Origin of the sequence: Bacillus sp. FSL K6-3431 (assembly GCF_038002605.1) — a bacterium.
Lineage (GTDB): Bacteria > Bacillota > Bacilli > Bacillales > Bacillaceae_C > Lederbergia.
In genome coordinates, this window is record NZ_JBBOCT010000001.1 from 3,642,065 (window position 1) to 3,659,642 (window position 17,578).

The following is a 17,578-nucleotide window of genomic DNA, read 5'->3' on the forward strand; positions in this document are numbered from 1 at the left end:
ATACGAGGGGGAAAAGAAATGAAGAGAAATAAGAAATACTTTATGTTGTTGCTTGTAGCCATTCTTACGGTATTTATGGTAATGTCAGGCTGTTCAAAAAAAAGTTCCAATGAGGATTCCGAAAAAGGAAGTAAGAGTAGTAACGAAGATTTTATTCTAGGTGAAACTCCATTAGAATACACAATGTACGGGCATTATGATTGGTATACAATGCCTAAATGGGGGGAGGATCTTGCCTCTAAATCGATTAAAGAAAACAAGAAAGTAACCGTGAAACCAATTAGTTCAGGTGGTAACGCAGCACAAAAATTCAATACGATGATAGTAGCCAATGATTTGCCTGATGTTATTTGGATGGATCGAGGCCCAGATGTAGAAAAACTACGTGAGGCGGATATGCTAGTTCCGTTGGATGATTATATAGACAAATATCCCAACTTAAAGAAATGGGCAGGAGAATCCACGCTTAATATGCTACGTTCATCTGACGGGAAAATATACCAATTTCCAAATTGGTATACAACTCAGCCAAATGGAAATGCAGGTTATGTCGTGAATGATAAAATTTATAAAGAGCTTGGTTCCCCTAAGTTAGAAACAACAGATGATCTATATAGTTATTTGAAACAAGTTAAGGAAAAATACCCTGATGTAGTTCCTTTCGAACCAAGCATTCTGGCAAGCTCTGGATTTGATATTCTGTACTCAGCATTTGGTGAAGACCATTCTGGAATGTTTGTAGGCATGAGGGCAGTTCCGCAAGGAGATAAATTAACTTCAATTTTTACTGATCCTGTTTTTAGAGAGTCCATGCAATATATCAACAAGTTGTACAATGAAAAACTTATATCGCAGGATGCATTGACGCAAACAGAAGATCAAGTAAAAGAAAAGATTATGACAGGGAGATTTGCAGTTTATGCTGAAAGTAGCCCGACAACAAATGCGAATGTTGCTCACTCAGTACTCAAAGATGGAGACCCTGAAGCAGGTCTTAAAATGATCTGGCCGATCCATAAAGAGGGATTAGATAAAGATAAAATATATACAGGAAGCTATAATCAACTCGGGTGGAATGTAAGTGTTATAACGAAAAATGCCAAAAATCCTGAAGCAATCTTCGCATTCCTTGATTATATGACTGGCCCAGAAGGACAACGCGATATTTTCTGGGGGCCTGAAAAACTGTATTGGGAAGGTACACAAAGTGTTGAAGGTGTTGATGAAGCACCGATTTTCACTGAAGCATACTTAACAGATACAAAAAAACGCGACGAGCTAATGGAAAGTACAGACGGTTTACAATGGGTTGGGAATACAGTCTATATTGATAATTCAAAAATGGCATTTGAAAAGTCCTTGCCAGAAGAACAACAAAACTGGGCAACAAGGTATCAATCTCAAATTACTTGGAAAACACAATATAATGGTACTCCATTTGTGAATCTTAATCCGATGCCGGAGTCTCCAGAGGGAATAACGGAGCAACGTGTCAATGATATTTATGATGAAGCAAGAGCAAAAGCAGTTTATGCCAAGAGCGCTCAAGAGGTTCTCGATATCCTTGATGAAGCAGAAAAATCTGCTCAAGCAATTGGGTACGATAAATTACTGGAATTTAAAACAAAGCAATGGCAAGACAACTTGAAACAAATGAAAGGTAACTAACATGTTCAGCTTCTATACTTTACTGGAGATGGGAGCTGGTTTTTTATAAATTGTTATTAAAATCACAGCTTTGTTATGCTACGGTGAAGATAACGAATGAAGCACTTGTCAGAGTTGAAAGCAGAAATGAAAACATCACTAGTATTCTTGCTTGTGCAAATTTTCAATAGGTATGACTGAAATTAACTTGCCATTGAGACATCCTGGTTCTTCTATTATGCCGGGAAAAGTAAATCCCGTCATGGCTGAATTAATTAATCAAATTGATTCCAAGTGAAATGACAGAGCCAGGTATCGCCGGTGCTGATTGATTAGCGAAGTAAATAGAGAAATCCTCGAAAAGCAATCACGCTTCGAGGATTTTTTATTGTTAAGGAAATTAAATTTGATTGGGAAAGTAATACGATTCCTTACATACGAATTATCGTGAAAGGAAGCAAGTGTTAATAAATCTATGTTTGCACTTTTTCTTGTGTTAATCTGCTCCTGCCCCTCCGCCATCATCTCCTCCACCACTGTCACTGGAAAAGGAGCTACCACCACTACTGTCCCCACTGTTATTTTTCTCATTATCGCTACTATCGAAAAGTCTTTTTCCTGAACTATCGCTCCATTTCCATGTTTTTAATAAATAGCTAGCGGGATCTTCATTATTAAGAATAAGAACGGCCATGGGCGCAATCGACGCTAATTCTTCTATTGGACGGTTAAACTGGTTTACATCCAATTCAAATGTCTTTACTTTTAACAGAACAGCTCGTGTCATCCATTTTTCTAGTTCAGTTTCATCTATACCGGAAGGGATCCCTTCCTTTTGGATCCACTTTCGGAATTGACGAATTTCTGCTCTCATTTCAGTAGCTTCTCTATTTAAGATATAACGAGGTATTGTTAGATAGCAGATGCTGACTGCAAAAGTAAAAAATATGAATCCGGGAATAAACTCTGGATCTATAGCAAGCCATCCAGAAATCATCGAAAAGAAGAAAAATAGTAATACACGTTTTTTCGTTAATAATGACCATGCCCTTTTTAGCAAATAAGCAGAAATAACAAGATAGAGAATGATTCCGAAGCCAGACGATGCCCCAATAAAATAGGTGGAAATAGTAATGATCATCATCATTATCATCAAAACGCGAGTAGCAATAGGGTATAGTTTGCCTCTGATCCATTTTTTTTCAGTTAACTCATTGAGAACGCAATCAAACCAGTTCTCTTCATGTTGTTGACGTTTGATCTGTTTCCGGTAATATCCATGCACATTTTTCGCTTCTTTTTCTCTTTTTGTCGCACCGTATATATTATTCATTGAAAAAATCCGAGTGCCTAGTTTACTTTTTCTCGTAAATAGCCAATCAAGTAACATTTTTTCAGACTCAGCTAAAACTGAAGATGGTGGATGAAAGGTAAAAGAGAGCGTGTTTTTCGGTGCTTCAGTATCTTGTTGAAATCGTGTAAGAGTCGAGGTTTTTCGGACTGTTGCATAACCTTTTTCAACTAGAGAATACACGCCAGCTAAAAATGCATATCCATCCTTTTCTCCAGCACGATCAATAACGTATAAATAAAGTGGATCATATTTTAATAAATCCTCAGGGCGTATATGGTTTCTTAATCTACGTTGTGGTAGCAGTAGCAAAAAGGCAGTGGCTACCGCAAATAACCCTGATAATATTGGTAGAAAGCCCCTAAATGATTTTTGCGTGCTGCTTCGTGTCATCGCTGATTCTAAGGCTTTTTCCTCGTCCTTTAAAACAGTTTCCAATGACCTAGGTTCAGCTTGCTTAGACTGTTCCGTCATTATAGCTGAAGGAAATAAAAGGCGTGTTTCCGTTAACATGTGCATTTTTGAAAGTGGTGTAAAAAATCGTATCATTTCTTCTGTTTTTTGAACGATATATCCTTCTTCATCATGAAAAAAGGCATGATATTGGTTAGGATTTATTTGATTGGGAAATACGAAATCAATAGTAACATTTTGTAAATCGGTATCGTGGTTACTATCAGTCCCGAAAAAAGGTACGGTAATATCACTATAAGTCTTATAGGATTTCACTGCATTTTCAAGAATGTAAACATATACAACTTGCTTACTGGTATTTTTGACAAGTAGATTTCCGGTATAGCTATTTTCGTTTTGGATAACGTCAAGTTGACGAAGATCGTTTTTACTTATTGCGTTGAGAGAAGCATTTGGATTCATAAGCTCATAAGCTTCAAAGTCCTTGACTCCATTATGTCCAACAGTATGAATAGATCGCCTCACATTTTCAAAAGTACCGTTAAATGTGTATGTAAACATTTCATTTACTAGTAGGTTACCATCAGGTGCAATCATTATGCGAATATGCGCTTCGTCAATGGTGAATGAGCGTGCGGAAGCTTGTGGCGCAAAAATCGCAAAAAATAAAAGTGCAAATAAAAGAATGATATGTGGCTTTTTCAAACCGCCCCTCCTTAGACAATGTTTCTTATAAAAATCATAGCTTGAAAAAGGGGGGAATTCCATAGGGAGAACGTCTTAGTGCAAAAGGACAAAGCTTCTAAGCCTTGTCCCTTTTCTTCCATTAAATTTTTCAATTAACCGAAAATCCAATCTTCCCAAATTGATCTGCATTTTCCATTCTTTTAAAAGCTTCTTCAAATTGGCTTAGTGGATAGATTCGATCAATAACGGGAGTGATTTTATGTGTGTCGATAAATTGAATCATTTCATTATATTCCTCTGCACTGCCCATCGTTGATCCCAGCAGATTGAACTGTCCATAGAAAAAGTCGCGTAGGTTTAATTGGATTTCATCTCCCGCGGATGCACCGAAAGCGACGATTGTTCCACCTGGTCGAAGTTGATTGAGAGACTTATTAAATGTAGCAGCTCCAACTGACTCAATGACAATGTCTACTTTTTCACCATCAAGTGCTTCATTCCAATCTCCATTACTATCAATCGCTTTATCCGCTCCTAATTCAAGTGCCATGCGACGTTTTTCATGCGATCGGGAAGTAATATATACAGTCGCATCCGCAGCTTTGGCGAATTGCAAAATAAATGTAGCGACACCACTACCAATACCTGGGATCAATAACGTTTTTTCAGCGCTGATGTTGCCCCTTGTAAAAAGAGCACGATAAGCAGTTAAGGCAGCGAGTGATAATACTCCAGCTTCTTCCCATGTTAAGTATTCAGGTTTTAGTATCGCATTTCCAGCAGGGATCACGATTTGTTCGGAAAATGTCCCATGATCAGGTAAGCCGACGATCTCAAATCCATTCGGAGGTGCTTCGCTGTTTTCAGTCCAGCCTAAACCTGGATTGATAATTACTTCATCCCCGACTTGAACATGTGTAACGCCTTTTCCAACTGCATCAACGATACCAGCACCGTCAGAACCGATAATTAGTGGTGGCTCGGTTGGTTTATGTCGGTTTAGTACAAATAAATCGCGATGATTCAGACCTACAGTTTTTAATCTGATCCTGACCTCGCCAGCATTTGGATGTAATTCCTTCATTTCACGATAAGAAAGGCCCTCAAATCCGACCTTGTCTGCATGCACAACAGCTTTCAATTCAAATCCCTCCATTAAAAAATTTTCGAAAGTTATGTCATCTTTATCATACTCTACTTTTTACCTTAAACAAAAAAGAGATATTTATAAACCTAGATCTTCTATTTGATTCATTAGATCGGTAATTTCACTAATTGTTTTCATTATCTCCGAGTTTTCAAGAAATTCCGGATCAAATGTACCATTTTCAATGTTGGTTAAATATAAATCAATTCCTTCTTCCAGTTTCTTATTAGAGCTTACTATATTTTCATGAATGTCCGCTGCTATGGAAGGAGGTTCCATTTCGTTAAATGTTTGTATCTCTTCCTTCATTGCTTGGAGCTCATTCTCTAAATTTTCTCTTGCTTCCGTATCTGTAACTGCATCTTGAGCAAGAGGTGGTACTTCATTAGCGAAACTTTTTGCAGTATTAATATAGTCCGTTACTTCGTTTACATAATCTAGTGAATTGTTCACCTCTCCAAGTAGCGAGCAACCGCTAAGAATTAGCATAGATAATAGTCCGAATACAGCGATGATTTTTTTCATGAAACTCCTCCAGTAATTGTATTTTGTCTGTGAAAAAACTTATAAAAAGCAGCGATCCAATTGAGAATGAATGCGGGAATCTTTTTCGGGAAAAAACGCTTGTTGTAATAGCGATAAAAGGCAGTCTTTAAATCAAGCCATTGATTACAAGCTTTTCTTTGTCGAAAGCGGGCTACGTCAATCATCTTAATATCTTTATTGGAGGTGATTAAAATATTCCGCAAATGGATGTCTGAGGGATTTAATCCTTCCTTTCGTGCTAATTTCAAAGCTAGATCGACCTTCTGGATCTCCTTTTCAGAAATCCGAATCCCTCTAGTTAGACATTCAAAAAATGTATATCCTTCAATAAAGTCAATGACAATATAATTAATTCCAGCTTCGTGGAGAGCAGAATAAAAATCGATGTGTTGTATGGATTTATATACATCGGCTTCTTCTTGTGCAAGATGTCGATGTGTTGGGAAAAAAACTTTCAGCGCCTTGTTTGTGTGTTGAATCTTAAATACAAAGGCACTTCTACCAACACCTACAAGCGTTAAAGAGTCATCATATTTAATGATTTCTGGTTTGTTGTGCTTATTAGTGATGATTACGCTCTCTGCCAATTTTTTGAAAAAATACAAAATGTGATCTCCTCTCAAATTTTAATTGAAATAAAAAAGACGTTGATACCGATTTCGGTACAACGTCTCTTAGAGATAAAAAGACCTTACCAAAAAATCGGTAAGGTCTCGCAAACAACGTAAGTTGCCAACAAAGCCGAGGATATACTCCTGTATTGACGACTTTATTGTATAGCTACTCCCCTTATACGGAAGATTTATTTTATTATAATCTTTTTCATTATAGGGGTAGAAAGTTGATACGTCAAATAGGCGTTAGTTAGCAAATTTCCCCATATCTTAAAAGTTCGTTAATAGTTTGTTCATACTTTCTGGCTATGATAATAACAAGGAATCATTAATGAGGAGGAAAGAAAGATGACGGATATGCATGAAAATAACGGGATGAATACAATAGATGAAAACCGTGGGAAGCCGAAGAAGCCAAAAGGTGGAAGATTCTTGTCGACGATAGGTGCAGGTGTGATCGGTTCGGTGCTAACTTTGACTATTGTGACGAATACAGGATTGTTAGAAGATAAAGAGGCTCCAGTAAATAATAATACACCGATTACGCAAAAGGACGATTCGAATAACTATGATGTTCAGCAAACCTCTGCAAGTAGTGGTTCGTTAGCAGATATGGTGGAAAATGCATCTAAAGCGATCGTCGGGGTAGAAAAATTTCAACATACAAATAACCGTTTCTCTCAGGATTCAGAAATCCAAGCAGCTGGATCTGGATCAGGTGTTATTTTTAAAAAGGATGAGAAAAGCGCCTACATTGTGACGAATAATCACGTCATTGAAGGTGCTGAGAAAATTGAGATCTCTCTTGAAAGTGGCGAGAAAACAACAGCGGAACTCGTTGGAGCGGATGCATTAAGTGATTTGGCTGTATTAAAAATGGATGCCAAATATGCTAATGCGATTCTCGAGTTTGGTGATTCAGATAAATTAAGAGCGGGAGAACAAGTCGTAGCAATCGGTAATCCGCTCGGAAGTGACTTCTCCCGAACTGTGACGCAAGGAATCATTAGTGCTGTCAAGCGTTCTATCAATGTTAAAACTTCGGCAGGCGAATGGGATTTAAATGTTATCCAAACAGATGCAGCGATAAACCCAGGAAATAGTGGCGGTGGGCTCATTAATTCGGCTGGTAAACTGATTGGGATAAATAGTTTGAAAATAGCTGAGAATGGGGTAGAAGGTCTTGGTTTTGCTATACCAAGTAATGATGCAATACCATTAATTGAAGAAATGATTAAAAATGGAAAAGTCGAACGTCCATATATGGGTGTAAGTTTAGCAGAGCTTGCGCAAGTTCCGCCGCAATATGTACAGCAATTACCGCTAGAAGTAGAGGGTGGTGTGATGGTGACACAAGTGGATCCGGAATCTGCTGCAGCAAAAGCTGGACTAGAGGCACAGGATGTCATTGTTAGTATGAATGATAAAGACGTAAAGAGTACAAGTGAACTAAGGAAATTATTATACTCAGAATTTAAAACTGGTGATAAAGTTTCTCTAAAAGTATACCGGGGAAGCGAATTGAAAACCATTCAAATTACATTGGGTTAAACGCAACACCTCTTATCAAGCTTGGTAAGAGGTGTTTGTAGTTGCTTATTTTTTATATTCTGTTTACCTTTAAATTACAGAGAATGTAGAAAGGAGGCAGGTTGATGAAAATTTTAGTAATCGAAGATAATGAAAGTGTCGCTTCTATGATTGAAATGTTTTTTACAAAAGAAGGTATTGAAGGACAATTTATCATGGATGGGCTTGAGGGTTATGCGCGTGCACAAGAAAATAATTGGGATTGTTTGATTATTGACTGGATGTTGCCGGGAATGGATGGTGTGACCATTTGCCGCAAAATCAGGCAGAAAAATAAGACTGTTCCTATCATTATGCTGACAGCAAAGGATACGGAATCTGATCAAGTGCTAGGCCTTGAAATGGGGGCGGATGATTATGTGACGAAGCCATTTAGCCCGCTTGCACTAATGGCGCGTATTAAAGCGGTGACACGCAGATACAATCCGCAGAAAGAAAATTCAGATACCATTGAGACGACTCATTTTAAAATTAACAAAAATACGCGGGAAGTGATTCTTGATGGACAGAGAATTACGAACTTAACACCAAAAGAATTTGACCTTCTTTTTCATTTTGTTCAACACCCGAAACAGGTTTTTTCCCGTGAGCAATTGCTCGAAAGTGTATGGGGGTACCAATTCTATGGCGATGATCGTACAGTCGATGTTCATATTAAGCGATTGCGAAATAAAATTGGCACCGCAGAACAGCCATTTTTTCAAACGGTTTGGGGGGTAGGCTATAAATTTGAAGAAACTGATTCCCCACCTGATGGTAGTGGAAAATGAAGATTAAATATGTTTATCAACAGCTTGCCAGCCATATTGGTGTACTGCTTATCGCCTTTTTAATCTTGAGCTTATTGTTTACGCAGTTTGTAGAAAAATTAGTATATGAAAATAAGATTGAGGAACTTACTTCATATGGGAATAACATTCTTGGTGATTTGGAGAGTAATCAAGGGAGATCGCAACAAGTTTTACAACAGTATGGGAATGTTTTAGCGGGACGGGAAATTCAGTATAGCTTGTTTGATACGAATGCTGCGATTACTTATTCAAAAGGAAGCTTACACCCAGAAGTGGAGCTTACGAACAATGAATGGCGCGATATAAAAAATGGTAAGACGGTTATTATTAAGAAAGAGTTTAGACGTTTTGATCAAGGGGTTACTTTTGTTTTACTTCCATATGTGCATAATGACCAATTCATGGGAGGGATTTTACTAGTATCTCCAATAAAAGGTTCTCGTGATGTCATTGATCAAATTAATCGATATTTATTTTATACAGTCATTATCTCTTTAGCAGTAGCATTATTGATGAGCTGGATTCTATCTGCATTTCATGTGAAAAGAATCAAACGGATTCGGGAAGCAACAGCGCTCGTTGCAGCTGGTGATTATTCCGTACAGATTCCATCATCGAACTTTGATGAGATCGGGGAGCTCGCCGGGGATTTTAATGAAATGGTTGATAAATTACATATTTCAATGGAAGAAATTGAAAGTCTTGAAAATCGCAGACGCCAGTTTATGGTTGATGTGTCACATGAACTAAGAACGCCGCTCACAACCATTAGCGGTGTGATCGAAGGTATAAGAAATGACATGATCCCTGAATCGGAAAAAGAAAAAGGGATGTTATTGGCAAGCAAGGAATCGAGACGGCTCATTCGGCTCGTAAATGAAAACCTTGATTATGAAAAAATCCGCTCGAACCAAGTAAAACTTTATAAGGTAGAGACACAGCTAATTGAAGTGTTGGAAATAATCAAAGACCAATTAGAAATGTTGGCACAAGAAAAAGATAATGAAATCATCGTTGAGGTGGATCATGATGCTTTTATTTACGCTGATTATGATCGACTAACGCAGATATTAATTAATATTACGAAAAACAGTATCCAATTCACGAAGGGTGGAAAAATTATACTTCGTGGAAAAGTTGGTGTAAATCAAACAATTATCGAAATAGAGGATACAGGTATTGGAATTGATCCCGCAGAGATTGAAAAAATATGGGGGCGTTTTTACAAAGCAATGTTATCGAGGACGACGAACCCATACGGTGAATTCGGTCTTGGTTTATCTATTGTAAAGCAATTGGTTACGATGCACCATGGTAAGATTGAGGTGACCAGTGAAAAAGGAAAAGGAACAAAATTTACGATAATATTCCCCGTGAAAGAAACCGTCTAAATGGCGGTTTTTTCTCCCTAACCTAAAGGAGTAAGCAGTATAAAGTTGTAACCCTAGTGATGTTCGTTTTTTACTTACGCTTATCTTTTTCTTTTCAAAGTTTGTTAATAGTTTGTTCATAATTTCCGTTTATGCTTATGAAACAGGTATTAATTTGGAGGGGAAAGAATGAATAAGAAGTTTTTATTATCATTAATCGCAATAGTAGTTATTGGTGCAGCAGTTATCTTCAGTACTGCTTTTTCAAAAAAAGAGACGGTTGCAATTGTCGGAAGTGAAGAAATATCCAAGGATGATTTGTACAATATGTTAGTAGAAACAAATGGAGCAGCGGCGCTTGATTCATTAATAAATACAAAAATCATTGAACTAGAAGCAAAAAAAGAAAAGGTAGAGGTTTCAAGTAAAGAAATTGATGAAGAGTTAGTGAAGTATACAGAATCATTTGGCGGTGAAGAAGCATTCAATGCGGCTTTGGAACAAAGTGGTATCACAAAGGATATTATCAAGGATGACCTTCAGCAATTTGTATTAATTAAAAAATTGATCGAACCACAAATTAAAATAACAGATAAAGAAATGAAGGCTTACTTTGATGAAAATAAAACGAAATTTAATCAGGAAGAACAAATACAAGCAAGCCATATTTTAGTAGAAGACGAAGCTACAGCAAAAAAGGTTGCTAAACAACTTGTAGATGGTGAAGATTTTGCCAAATTAGCAAAGGAATACTCTAAAGATACCGGGAGTGCTGAAAACGGAGGGGAATTAGGGTATTTTCCTAAAGGTAAAATGGTAAAAGAGTTTGAAACTGTTGCTTTTTCGATGGAGAAAGGTAAGATCAGTGATCCTGTAAAAACAGAACACGGCTATCATATTATTAAGGTAACCGATAAAAAGGCTGCAAAGGAAGCTAAGTATGACGATCATAAAAAGGATATAAAAGAAATTTTATTTGAAGAGAAAATGCAAACCGAATATCCAACATGGTTAGAAAAGATGAGAAAGGAATATAAAGTTAAGAATTCAATGGAAAAGGCGAAATAAGGATACTTTAATTGTTTATAGTTTATTCCAACATACAGGGCATACTAGTAAGTGAAAAATTACTTACTAAAGGAGGCAAATCTGTATGAAAAATAAACTAGCATCATCGCTTTTGACGGTCGCTCTTATGTTTGGAGCGATCGGTTTAACCCCGGTTCATGCGGAATTTTCTAAGGTTAATGGCCAAACCAAGGGAGAGTATAAGCATGATTCCGAAATGCTTAAAAAGCATGCAGAGGATCTAGGGATTAACACAGAAGGAAAAGATGTAGATACGCTCCGAAAAGAAGTGCGGGATGCGATTATCAAAAAGCAGGCTGAGGCTCTGGGTATTGAAACAGAAGGAAAAGATTCGGACACTTTAGCGAAAGAAGTTCGCCATAAATGGGTTGAACACATCGCAAAAGAATGGGATATTGATACAAAGGGCAAAGACGATAAGACGATCATGAAAGAAGTAAAGGCGGCTAAGATCAAAAAGGCTGCAATGGAATTAGGCATTTCTACCGATGGAAAAGATCTGAAACAGCTTGACAAGGAAGTGCGCGAGACACAAATCAAAAAGCATGCTAAAGAATTAGGAATTAAAGTAGAAGGAAGAGACCTTGGGGAAGTAGCAAAAGAAGTCCGCGAGAAAATGATCTACCAAGCGGCGGAAAAATTAGGTGTCGATACGAACGGAAAATCACCTAAAGAAATTTTCCACGAAATTATGATGAATCATGGTGAAAAGGCGAGAGAACTAAATTTATTTCCTTTTAAAGAGGAAAATATCATCTTCTTTAACGGACATAGACATATGAATCGCTGGTAAAAATATTAATCCTAAGAGCTTTCATGCGAAAGCTCTTTTTAATTGTGCGGTCAGGTTATTATGAGCGGCTTATAAAATGTGGGAGTGGCCAGTAAATCGAGAGAGCGGCTTATAAATTGTACGAGTGGCCAGTAAATCGAGAGAGTGGCTTATAAATTATACGAGTGGCCAGTAAATCGAGAGAGCAGCTTATAAAATGTACGAGTGGCCAGTAAATCGAGAGAGCAGCTTATAAATTATACGAGTGGCCAGTAACCTCGAGAGAGCAGCTTATAATTGTACGAGTGGCCAGTAAATCGAGAGAGCAGCTTATAAATTATACGAGTGGCCAGTAACCTCGAGAGAGCGGCTTATAAAATGTACGAGTGGCCAGTAGTAACCCGAGTGAGTGGCTTATAAAATGTACGAGTGGCCAGCACCCCGAGTGAGTGGCTTATAAAATGTACGAGTGGCCAGTAACCCCGAGAGAGTGGCTTATAAAATGTGCGAGTGGCCAGCAAACCCGAGAGAGTGGCTTACAAAATGAGCGAGTGGCCAATAACCCCGTATGAGCGGCTCATAAATCCCACGAGCAACCTGTAAAGCGGTAATAACAAGTGAAGTAAGTGTAAATACAGAATGTATACATTTTTTTTGCATGTTTTTTCGGAACTAATCTGCGATTCGGGTTAAAATCATCAATAGCGGGTATTTTATAAGGCAAAAGGCAACATCTGAAATGTTTTTGACGTCCTTAGAAAAGAATGTGAATGAAAGGAGTGTGAATTGTATGAGGAAATTGTCGTTTTTATTCATGATCATTTTTGTTTTTGCTCTAGTAGCTTGCCAACAGGGAGCGAAAACCGATTCAGGTAATGGAATTGTGGAAAATGAATCTAAAGTGGATGTAGTTGACAAAAATAGGAGCGAGCTCAATAAGGGGATAGGAGATCCAGCTAAAGAAAATAAAGAAGAAGTAAAAAAAGAGATAGCACTCTCTACCTTTTTCATGAAAGACGAAGCGGAAGCGGAGTTTAGAGGAGAAGGAAATGAATTTGCGCAATTTACGGCCAAAACGCAGTGGCTCAATGATCATTTCGTGAATGTGTACGAGAATAATGGTGGGACAGTCATGCTAAGAACATTCCGTATTGATAAAGATAAAATAGTTGTTGTGCGAGAAGAAGGAGAGTCCTATGATGATTATTCGCCTTCCGACAGTGAACTTAAGCAACTTGAACCTATTTACACATACTTACATCTGCCTTTAAATAAAGGTTCGAAATTTGATGGCTGGACTGTCATTGATAATAAGGCGACACTCGATACACCGTTGCAAGAATTCTCAGATGTAATTGTCATTGAAAGAGAAGGGGATGATGGATCCATCACCCGTAAATATTTTGCAAAAGATTATGGTGAGATAAAACGTGAGATCATTATGAAAGAAGGAACCGAGGAATTTACAGTTACTTCTACAATAGAAAAGGTAAAATAATTTCAGTTGATATCCGTATACGTTTTTATATAAAATCCATCTGTTGCTGACCATTCGGCGAAAAAAATTTCGTCGATTACGGGAAATCCTTCTTTCTTCAGTTCACCTTGGAGCCACTTGGGCGTTTTTCCTGCAAATTGCAGGATTTCTTTTTTTATTCTACCTTCGTCGATCAATAATATGGAAGGAGATTCGTCATTTACTTCCATATGAAGCATGTCGGCGGTCGGTGGTTCTGAACTTGAATATTTCAGCATACTTATATTTCCACTCGGCTCTAAATACAAATCACGGACTTCACGTAAAGAGAATACTCCTTGCTGTCTAAGCATTGTAAGTAATTGTTCCATTTCTAGGTGATTTTTCTTCATTGCGTTTATATCAAGCTGTCCATTTTTTATAATAACGGATGGCTCTCCTTTTAAAATCTTTTTAATTCTATTATTTTTAATAGCTATTACTTCAATGATGTAGATGAGAATAGCCCAAACCGCAACAGCAAACAAAAAATTCCAAATGGTTATTTTTTGATCGTAGAGGCTTTCTTCTAGTAACCCGCCAAGGACGAGCGCATATACAAAATCAAATGGTGTGATCTGAGCCATTTCTTTTTTTCCAAGAAGTCTAGTAACAACTAGAAGAGCTAATAGACCCAGTACAAGTTTGAACGCTGTATCAAGAAACTCCATTTCTTTCTCCTCCTGTTAACTCTCATAATGATATTTACCACAGAAAAAACAAATTAACCTTGTCGGGAAATTTTTATTTCACCTAGAACTTAGAATAATCGTAATCTCGTAGTCTTTTGGTTTCAGTTTTACTGGTATAATTGGCATAATTAATGATATAAAACTGAAGATTGTGGATATGTAAGATAAAAAATATTATGTTAATTCATAAAAAAATTTGCCTGATGATTATTTATTCAACTACGAAAGGGCTGTGAAAAATGATGAAAACGTCAATCGAAGGTGTCGGTCTTTATTTGCCTTCTCGGATAGTGACAACTGAAGAGATTGCGCAACGTCTGAATGTAGATCCAGTCCAAATTTCTCGTGCTTCGGGAATTGACTTTCGACATATTGCTACAGATGAAACGAGTTCGTATATGGGTGCACAGGCATTGAAAGAGGCATTAGAAGATGCTGGGCTTCAATTGGATGATCTTGATTGTATTATTAGCGCTAGTGGAGTGCCGCAACAAGCGATTCCTTCAACTGCAAGTCTGATTCAGAAGCAGATGAATGGAAGCGAAACTGGCATTCCATGCTTTGATATCAATTCAACTTGTCTGAGTTTTGTAACAGCATTTGATGTAGCAAACATGGCAATTCTAACGGGTAAATATAAGAGAATTGCTATTGTGTCTACTGAAATCGCATCGGCAGGTATCAATGAAAAGGTAATTGAAAGTGCTGTGCTGTTTGGAGACGGGGCAAGTGCAGTTATCGTGGTTGCAATAGAGGGCGAACATGCAGGTGTTCTTGGTTCGCATATGGTGACATACAGTGATGGTTCATCTTTTACTGAAATCAAAGGCGGCGGTACATTAATCCCACCACGTGCTTATGGTGATCATCCAATGGAGGATTTTTTATTCCATATGGATGGGCGCGCTGTATTTAAAATGACATTAAAAAAGATGGATGCTTTTTTATCTGAACTACTTAAAAATGCTGGAGTAGCAAAGAAGGATTTGCAGATGGTTATCCCACATCAGGCAAGCGGTTCATCGATGGAGATTGTCCGCAAAAAGCTTGGATTTTCAGTGGACCAGTTTATGAACATCATTCGCAATCATGGCAATATGATCGCGGCTTCTATTCCAACGGCACTTTATTATGCGATCCGCAAAAATAGAATAAAGCGTGGAGATAAGGTCATGTTGATTGGAACTTCTGCAGGCCTATCTATCGGAGGGCTAATATTTGAATACTAAGTGTATTTTATTAACTGGAGCAAGGGCGCCAGTTGCGGTAAAAATGTCACGTACTTTGGCGGAGGCAGGACATAGGGTAATTTTGACCGACTCAACACCGCTAGTCATTGCAAAAAAGTATAAAGAAGTAAAGAGGTTTTATCAAACGTCTTCGCCGAATCAAATGCCAGAACGGTATATAAAAGAATTGCAGGAAATTATCGAACTTGAAAAAATTGAATTAATTATCCCGCTTTGTGAAGAAGTATTTTTTATCTCCCGGTATAAAGATAAGCTTGATACGGAAATTTTTGTCGAGGATTTCTCTAAAATGCAACTCGTTCATCATAAAGCAAAGTTTTGCGATTGGATATTGGAAAAAGGTCTTTACGCGCCAAAAAGTATGCTCGCAAAAAGTAAATCCGATATCTTAACATTTATGGAGCGAAGTAATAAGCAACGTTTTATTTTAAAACTGCCATATACGCGTTTTTCCAATTCTGTTCTTGTGCTGGAAAAAGAGGGAGTATTACAAAACGATATTTTTCCAATTGTTGTTCAAGAATTTATCGAAGGGCGAGAGTGGTGCACATATAGTGTCGCATTGAAAAGTGGTTTGACGACAGTGCTTTATCCATCGGATATACATTATGGTCGAGGCACAACGATTTATTATAAACAAACAAATAATGAAGCGTTGGAAGACTATGTTAATAAAGCGATCATGCTTCTTGGGTGGACTGGACAGATTGCATTCGATCTAATTGAGTGTGCTGAATCGGGAAAATATTACTTTATTGAATGTAACCCTCGTGCTACAAGTGGTGCACTTTTCATAAAAGCAGATGCTTGGTTTACTTCTACTAATCCATTAAAGGAAGCATATCAAATGGCTCCACTTATGTTAGGGAAGATCTTGAGAAAACCATCAGTGGAGATGCTGAGAAAGTTTCGAAAAGCACGTGATATTATCGGGTTTTCAAGTGGTATTCGACCTTTTTTTACCCAGTTCACTGTCCTGATCGGCTGGTTTCTAATCGCTAGGAGGTTAGGTTGCACGATGACAGAAGCTACAACAAGGGATATCGAATGGAATGGAGAGAGTTTATCATGAAATTGGCGATTACAGGAGCCACGGGATTTCTTGGCCAACGTGCATGTGAATATTTACAAGAGGGAGACCATCATGTGATTGGCCTAGGTCGAAATAATAGGAAGGGGTTAGAGCTTACTGCTGCAGGTATCCCATTTGTGCAAGCGGATTTGTCAGATGTTGAGGAGTTGACAAGAGCTTTCAAAGGAGTAGAAGTGGTTATTCACTCTGCAGCTAAGTCTGAACCTTGGGGACAGTATAAAGATTTTTATCAATCGAATGTAATAGGCACTCAAAACGTATTAGTCGCAGCTAAGAAAGCAAATGTAAAGCGGATCATCCACATTTCTACACCGAGTCTTTATTTTCGCTATAACAGTAGACATTTTGTTAGGGAAGATGAGCCAATACCAAAGAAATTCGTCAATGCCTATGCTGAAACGAAATTTCTTGCTGAAGGCCATGTACAGAGTGCAGTAAGGCAAGGGGTTGAGGCGATTATTTTGCGGCCGCGTGCTTTATTTGGACCACGCGACACGACGATTATTCCGCGATTGATCGAATTAAATGGACAGCGTGGTTTTCCGCTTCCTAATAAAGGAAAAACACTTGTTGATCTAACATATACAGATAATGTCGTGCGAGCGATTGAACTTGCACTTACAGCGCCCGAACAATGTATAGGCGAGGTATACAATATAACGAATGGGGAGCCAGTTTACATAAAGGTAGCATTGCAGCAATTATTTACAGCACTACATATGCCAATGAATAGTAAGCCGATCCCTTATTCCATTTTGTATTGCCTTGCCGCTATCCTTGAAGGGGGCCATAAAGTGTTCATACCAGACAAAGAACCAATACTGACGAGATATAGTGCTAGTGTATTAGGGAAAAACCAGACTTTAAGTATTGAAAAGGCTAGAAAAGATCTGGGGTATGCACCAGTCATTTCCATACAAGAAGGGATTGAGCGTTATGCAACTTGGTGGCACGAACAAAATAAAAAATGTGAAGGTATTTAAGACCGGATCTTGCTCGAGTTATGATT

Annotated in this window: 15 protein-coding genes and 1 pseudogene; 11 read left to right on the top strand and 5 right to left on the bottom strand. The window is 37.9% G+C overall.

The genetic code is table 11. From position 1 onward, the window contains the following. The first annotated feature begins 18 nt into the window (after nt 1-18). Together MHB53_RS17750 and MHB53_RS17755 are read left to right on the top strand one after the other, a co-directional pair. Complete coding sequence (locus MHB53_RS17750; protein WP_340920844.1) at nt 19-1,668, top strand: extracellular solute-binding protein; 1,650 nt, start codon at nt 19-21, stop codon at nt 1,666-1,668. Nucleotides 1,669-1,837: 169 nt separating this feature from the next. Beyond that, nucleotides 1,838-1,933, top strand: a pseudogene (locus MHB53_RS17755) (lyase family protein); the annotation flags it as partial. 210 nt (nt 1,934-2,143) lie between these two features. Here MHB53_RS17755 and MHB53_RS17760 read toward each other — a convergent pair. The 4 genes from MHB53_RS17760 to MHB53_RS17775 form a co-directional block, all read right to left on the bottom strand. Further along, entirely contained in the window at nt 2,144-4,117 is a 1,974-nt protein-coding gene (locus MHB53_RS17760) for a DUF2207 domain-containing protein (protein ID WP_340920848.1), read from the bottom strand. A 130-nt stretch (nt 4,118-4,247) separates the two neighbouring features. Further along, on the bottom strand, nt 4,248-5,240 hold the full coding sequence (locus tag MHB53_RS17765) for a zinc-binding dehydrogenase (protein WP_340920851.1): 993 nt from the start codon (nt 5,238-5,240) through the stop codon (nt 4,248-4,250). An 84-nt stretch (nt 5,241-5,324) separates the two neighbouring features. Continuing rightward, complete coding sequence (locus MHB53_RS17770) at nt 5,325-5,771, bottom strand: DUF6376 family protein (RefSeq protein WP_340920854.1); 447 nt, start codon at nt 5,769-5,771, stop codon at nt 5,325-5,327. Continuing rightward, nucleotides 5,768-6,397: a protein kinase family protein gene (locus MHB53_RS17775; RefSeq protein ID WP_340920857.1), complete on the bottom strand. Its 630-nt coding sequence runs from the start codon at nt 6,395-6,397 to the stop codon at nt 5,768-5,770. Before MHB53_RS17775 ends, MHB53_RS17770 begins: the two co-directional genes overlap by 4 nt. A 357-nt stretch (nt 6,398-6,754) precedes the next feature. Here MHB53_RS17775 and MHB53_RS17780 point away from each other — a divergent pair, with 357 nt between their 5' ends. From MHB53_RS17780 to MHB53_RS17805, 6 genes are all read left to right on the top strand, one after another. Next, a complete protein-coding gene (locus MHB53_RS17780; protein ID WP_340920861.1) occupies nt 6,755-7,957 on the top strand; it encodes a S1C family serine protease in 1,203 nt (400 codons plus the stop codon). 104 nt (nt 7,958-8,061) lie between these two features. Beyond that, nucleotides 8,062-8,766: a response regulator transcription factor gene (locus MHB53_RS17785; protein WP_340920864.1), complete on the top strand. Its 705-nt coding sequence runs from the start codon at nt 8,062-8,064 to the stop codon at nt 8,764-8,766. After that, on the top strand, nt 8,763-10,178 hold the full coding sequence (locus tag MHB53_RS17790) for a sensor histidine kinase (protein ID WP_340920866.1): 1,416 nt from the start codon (nt 8,763-8,765) through the stop codon (nt 10,176-10,178). Before MHB53_RS17785 ends, MHB53_RS17790 begins: the two co-directional genes overlap by 4 nt. 168 nt (nt 10,179-10,346) lie before the next feature. Further along, on the top strand, nt 10,347-11,225 hold the full coding sequence (locus tag MHB53_RS17795) for a foldase protein PrsA (protein WP_340920868.1): 879 nt from the start codon (nt 10,347-10,349) through the stop codon (nt 11,223-11,225). 85 nt (nt 11,226-11,310) lie between these two features. Further along, nucleotides 11,311-12,039, top strand: a complete 729-nt coding sequence (locus MHB53_RS17800) for a hypothetical protein (RefSeq protein WP_340920870.1) — start codon at nt 11,311-11,313, stop codon at nt 12,037-12,039. A 769-nt stretch (nt 12,040-12,808) separates the two neighbouring features. Further along, nucleotides 12,809-13,516, top strand: a complete 708-nt coding sequence (locus tag MHB53_RS17805) for a hypothetical protein (RefSeq protein ID WP_340920871.1) — start codon at nt 12,809-12,811, stop codon at nt 13,514-13,516. A gap of 2 nt (nt 13,517-13,518) precedes the next feature. Here MHB53_RS17805 and MHB53_RS17810 read toward each other — a convergent pair whose 3' ends face one another. Continuing rightward, entirely contained in the window at nt 13,519-14,205 is a 687-nt protein-coding gene (locus tag MHB53_RS17810; protein ID WP_340920873.1) for a DUF421 domain-containing protein, read from the bottom strand. 260 nt (nt 14,206-14,465) lie between these two features. Between MHB53_RS17810 and MHB53_RS17815 the strand changes: the two genes are divergently transcribed. Genes MHB53_RS17815 through MHB53_RS17825 form a run of 3 tightly spaced genes read left to right on the top strand, consistent with a single transcriptional unit; the run spans nt 14,466 to nt 17,552 of the window. After that, nucleotides 14,466-15,455 (top strand): beta-ketoacyl-ACP synthase III, encoded by a 990-nt coding sequence (locus MHB53_RS17815; protein ID WP_445661448.1) that lies wholly within the window; start codon nt 14,466-14,468, stop codon nt 15,453-15,455. Then, entirely contained in the window at nt 15,445-16,548 is a 1,104-nt protein-coding gene (locus MHB53_RS17820) for an ATP-grasp domain-containing protein (RefSeq protein ID WP_340920875.1), read from the top strand. The genes MHB53_RS17815 and MHB53_RS17820 overlap by 11 nt, the downstream gene beginning before the upstream one ends. Continuing rightward, entirely contained in the window at nt 16,524-17,552 is a 1,029-nt protein-coding gene (locus MHB53_RS17825; protein WP_340920877.1) for an NAD-dependent epimerase/dehydratase family protein, read from the top strand. Before MHB53_RS17820 ends, MHB53_RS17825 begins: the two co-directional genes overlap by 25 nt. Nucleotides 17,553-17,578: the final 26 nt, after the last annotated feature.